This is a genomic window from Cereibacter changlensis JA139 (assembly GCF_003034985.1).
Classification (GTDB): Bacteria; Pseudomonadota; Alphaproteobacteria; order Rhodobacterales; family Rhodobacteraceae; genus Cereibacter; species Cereibacter changlensis.
In genome coordinates, this window is the sequence record NZ_PZKG01000212.1 from 1 (window position 1) to 4,618 (window position 4,618).

5 protein-coding genes are annotated in these 4,618 nt (G+C 71.0%); 2 read left to right on the plus strand and 3 right to left on the minus strand.

What is annotated here, in order from left to right:
- The coding region (locus C5F48_RS21905; protein WP_107665869.1) for a DNA alkylation repair protein at positions 1–630 on the plus strand (630 nt) is incomplete at its 5' end.
- Between the two features lie 71 nt (positions 631–701).
- Here C5F48_RS21905 and C5F48_RS21910 read toward each other — a convergent pair.
- Positions 702–1,154 (minus strand): hypothetical protein, encoded by a 453-nt coding sequence (locus tag C5F48_RS21910; RefSeq protein ID WP_107665870.1) that lies wholly within the window; start codon positions 1,152–1,154, stop codon positions 702–704.
- An 86-nt stretch (positions 1,155–1,240) separates the two neighbouring features.
- On the opposite strand from C5F48_RS21910, the gene moaA reads away from it, so the two are divergent.
- Positions 1,241–2,245 carry a GTP 3',8-cyclase MoaA gene (moaA, locus tag C5F48_RS21915; RefSeq protein ID WP_107665871.1) on the plus strand — a complete coding sequence of 335 codons (1,005 nt, stop codon included), beginning with the start codon at positions 1,241–1,243 and terminating at the stop codon, positions 2,243–2,245.
- Positions 2,246–2,316: 71 nt separating this feature from the next.
- Here moaA and C5F48_RS21920 read toward each other — a convergent pair whose 3' ends face one another.
- Positions 2,317–3,660 carry an NAD(P)/FAD-dependent oxidoreductase gene (locus C5F48_RS21920; protein WP_107665872.1) on the minus strand — a complete coding sequence of 448 codons (1,344 nt, stop codon included), beginning with the start codon at positions 3,658–3,660 and terminating at the stop codon, positions 2,317–2,319.
- 2 nt (positions 3,661–3,662) lie between these two features.
- Positions 3,663–4,618, minus strand: a 956-nt coding sequence (gene argE / locus C5F48_RS21925; RefSeq protein WP_107665873.1) for an acetylornithine deacetylase, incomplete at its 5' end; no start/stop codon positions are given.

Sequence of the window (4,618 nt, forward strand, 5' to 3'; positions counted from 1 at the left end):
GTCTATCTCGGCGCCTCGAACCCCGAGATCGACCTTTTGGTGAAGCACTGGCGCACCGAGCTGTCGCTCGAGGAGCGCCTGTCGCTCGCCGCCGATCTCTGGGCGAGCGACATCCACGAGGGCCGGATCGCCGCGGCGAAACTGCTGACCCAGGCCCGGATCCGCCCCTCCGACGAGGAGGCCTGGGCGCTGATCTGCTCCTGGGTGCCGGAGTTCGACGCCTGGGCCATCGCCGACCATGTCTGCATCGCCGCGCAGAAGCGCATCATCGCCGACCCGTCGCGGCTCGACGATGTCGAGGGCTGGACGACCTCCGAGCTGATGTGGGCCCGGCGCGCCGCCCTGGTCGCCACCCTGCCCTTCGCCAAGCTCAACAACCCCAAGCCCGCCGAAATCGAGGCGCGCGAACGGGTGCTGGGCTGGGCCGCCTCCTATCTCGGCGACCGCGACTGGTTCATCCAGAAGGCCGTCGCCTGGTGGCTGCGTGATCTCTCGAAGCACGACCCCGCCCGCACCCGCGCCTTCCTCAACGAGCACGGCCCCTATATGCGCAGCTTCGCGCGCAAGGAAGCGTCGCAGTACCTGCCACCAGAGGATGATACCTCCTCTTCCCCTATTTTCTGTCCCTAAATATCCTCGGGGTTGGGGGGTCCGGGGGGAGGGGCAGACAGCCCCGCCCCCGGCTTGCGCCCCGCGCCCCCTCAGCCGCCGTAGACCGTCACCTGCGGCAGGTCCGTCAGCGACAGCCCCAGCGCGCGGAAGGCCGGCAGCGACAGCGAGGCCGCGCCGCTGCCGGGCAGCAGCGTCACATTGGCCGATTTGCCCCCTGCCGTCTCCACCCGCCCCGGCCGCTCGGCGCTGACCAGCGACGAGCGCAGCCAGAAGCCGGGCTCGGCGGGCGGCCCCAGCGCCACGACCACCTTGCCCAGCGCGGCCGAGGCGGCGGAGGGGGCCAGCGCCGCGGCGCGTTCGGCCTCGGTCGTGGTGTCCATCGCCGCGGCGCTGCGGGCGGCGGCGGGCGGCATGACGGCGGGGCGCGGCGGCGGGGCGGCGGCGGGGGCCGCCTGCATGCCGGTCTTCTGCATCAGCGAGTCGCAGCCGGCCAAGAGGGGCAGCGCGAGGATCAGGACGATCGGGAGGGGTGCGTGTTTCATCCATAGGACGATAGTCGGCCCCGTCCCGCCGTCAACCCGCGGTGTTCGCGCTTGTGGACCGGATGTCGCAGCCCTACCTTGAGGTCATGGAAGCCCCGCTCATCGATCCCTTCGCCCGCGCCATCTCCTACCTGCGCGTCTCGGTCACCGACCGCTGCGATTTCCGCTGCCTCTACTGCATGTCGGAAAACATGACCTTCCTGCCGAAGGCGGAGCTCCTGACGCTGGAGGAGCTTGACCGGCTCTGCACCGCCTTCGTCGGCATGGGCGTGGAAAAGCTGCGCATCACCGGCGGCGAGCCGCTGGTCCGGCGCGGCATCATGACCTTCTTCCGCGCCATGTCCCGCCATCTGGAGAGCGGCGCACTCAGGGAGCTGACGCTGACCACCAACGGCTCGCAGCTGCGCAAATATGCGCAGGAGCTCGCCGATTGCGGCGTGAAGCGGATCAACGTCTCGCTCGACACGCTCGATGCCGCCAAATTCGCCGAGGTCACCCGCTGGGGCCGGCTGGCGCAGGTGCTGGACGGGATCGCGGCGGCGAAGGAGGCCGGGCTGAAGGTCAAGATCAACGTGGTGGCGCTGAAGGGCTTCAACGAGGACGAGCTCTTCGGCCTCGCCGAGTGGTGCGCCCGCGACGGCCACGACCTGACCTTCATCGAGGTCATGCCGATGGGCGACATGGGCGAGGAGCACCGGCTCGACCAATACTGGTCGCTGAAGGACCTGCGCGCCCGTCTGGCCGAACGCTTCACCCTGATCGATCTGGCCGACCGCACCGGCGGGCCCGCCCGCTATGTGCGCCTTGCCGAGACCGGGCAGCGCATCGGCTTCATCACGCCGCTGACGCATAACTTCTGCGAAAGCTGCAACCGGGTGCGGCTGACCTGCACCGGCGAGCTTTACATGTGTCTCGGGCAGGAGGATGTGGCCGACCTGCGCGCGCCGCTGCGCGCCTCGACCGAGGACGCGCTGTTGAAACAGTCGATCCGCAACGCCATCGCCCGCAAGCCCAAGGGCCATGACTTCGACTACTCGCGGCAGAACGTGGCCGGCCAGATGACCCGCCACATGAGCCACACCGGCGGCTGAGCCGCAGACCGCCATCGGCAGCCCCGCTGGGACGGGCGACGCCTTCTCCGGGCGTCACCCGCGCAGAGGCCCTACAGCGACGGGCCGAGGATGATCTCCGATCCGTCGGTGAAGCGCGACAGGCGGAAGCGGCTGAGGTCGTGGCCCACCGCGTTGCCGCTGACCAGATCCGCCACCACCCGGCCGATGCCGGGACCGATGCCGAAGCCGTGGCCGCTCATCCCCGTGGCGATGGTCAGGCCGGGCACCCGCTCGGCGCGGTCGATCACCGGCACCACGTCGGGCATGGTGTCGATCATCCCTGCCCAGACCGCGCGCAGCTTCGGGCGGCCAAGGGTCGGGAAGGCCTTGGCGAAGGCCTCCCGGGTGCGGGCGATGGTCGCCATGTTCGGCGCCGGGTTCAGCACCCGGATCGCTTCGAAGGGCGAGGTGCGGTCGGCGTCCCAGCGGCGCGGCGTCAGCCAGCCGTCGGGATAGCCCTTCGGCGCTGCGAGGCGGAAATGGGTGGACTTGCGGTCCTTGGCGAAGATCTTGCGGTACTTCGTGGCGTGGCGCAGCGCGTCGGGGCCTAGGAAGAAGTCGTGCTCCGCCCCGGGTGCGAGGCTCAGGCCGCCATCCTCGCGCTGGCGGAAGGCGAAGTCATCGGCGGCGGCCCCGCCGGGATAGATCTCGGGCATCGGCTCGGTCGCCGCCACCGAGGCCAGCACCGAGAGTTGCGGGATGTCGACCCCATGCGCCCGGGTGAAGAGCGAGGACCAAGCCCCGCCGGCCAGCACCACCTGATCGCAGGCGATGCGGCCCTTCTCGGTCACCACGCCGGCGACCCTGCCGGCCTTCAGGTCCAGCGCCCGCACCGCGCAATCCTCGATCACCACCGCGCCGCGGGCGATCGCCCCCTCGACCAGCGCCGGCACCGCGACCCAGGGCTCGGCCCGGGCGTCGGAGGGGGTGAAGAGCCCACCGGGCCAGCCGGGGCCGGCGCCCTTCAGCCTTGCCGCCACCTCGCGCCGGCTCATCAGCCGGCTGTCCACCCCGTTGGCCTGGGCATGCGGCAGCCAGGCCTCGTAGCCCTCCACCGCCTTCTCCGACCCCGCCAGATACATCACCCCGGTCTGGTGGAAGCCGAGGCGGTCGCCGAACTGCTGCGCCAGCCCCTGCCAGAGCCGCAGGCTTTCCACCATGATCGGCAGCTCGGCGGCGTCGCGGCCCTGCTGGCGGATCCAGCCCCAGTTGCGGCTGGACTGCTCGCCGGCGATGCGGCCCTTCTCGCAGAGCGTGACGCGCATGCCGCGCTCGGCGAGGAACCAGGCGGTCATCACCCCCACCACTCCGCCGCCGATCACCACCACGTCGCAGGCGGCAGGCAGCGGCGCAAGGAACCGGGCGGGGACCGCCATCGAGATCGGGAAGTGCATCATCAGGCGGGATCTTTCGCGGCGAGCTGCTGGATCAGGCGGTCGAGGAAAGCCTCGCCCGCTTCGAATTGCGAGACTTCGAGATACTCGTCGGGCTGGTGCGCCTGAGCGATGTCGCCCGGGCCGCAGACCACCGCCGAATAGCCCTCGGCCTGGAACTGGCCGGCCTCGGTGCCGTAGCTCACCACCCGCGTGGCGTTGTCGCCGGTCAGGCGGCGGGCCAGCGCCTCGGCCTCGCCATCGGTCTCGGGGCGCAGCGGCGGCACCTCGTAGCTCGGGGTCAGGGTGATGCCGGTGTCGGGATGCACCGCCTGCATCTCGGCCTCCAGCCGCGCCGCCTCGGCCTTCAGCGCCGCGATCCAGTCGGCAGGCGTCTCGTCCGGCACGATGCGGAAGGAGAAGCCGAAGCGGCAGTCGGCGGCGGTGATGTTCTCGGCGGTGCCGCCGGAGATGGTGCCGACATGCAGCGAGGTCCAGGGCGGGTCGAAGAGCCCCGCCACCGCCGAGGGCTGCCGGGCGCGGTTGGCCTCGTTCATCCGGTTTGCCCAGTCGATCAGCTTCGCGCCGGTCATGATGGCGCTGACCCCGGTGTGCAGGATCGAGGAATGCACCTCGTGGCCGCGCACATGCACCCGGAAGGCCGGGCTGCCCTTGTGCGCCGTCACCACCGCCATGCGCGACGGCTCGCCCACGATCACCGCCGAGGCCTTGGGCAGGCTGCGGGCCATCTCGGCGATCATCGCCGGCGCGCCGACGCAGCCGAACTCCTCGTCATAGCTCAGCGCCAGCTGCAATGGCCGCGACACCCCCGCCTCCAGCGCCTTTGGCAGCGCCGCCAGCGCCAGCGCCACGAAGCCCTTCATGTCGCAGGCGCCCCGGCCATAGAGCCGGCCGTCGCGCTCGGTCACCGTCCAGGGGTCGGAGGTCCATTCCTGCCCGTCCACCGGCACCACGTCGC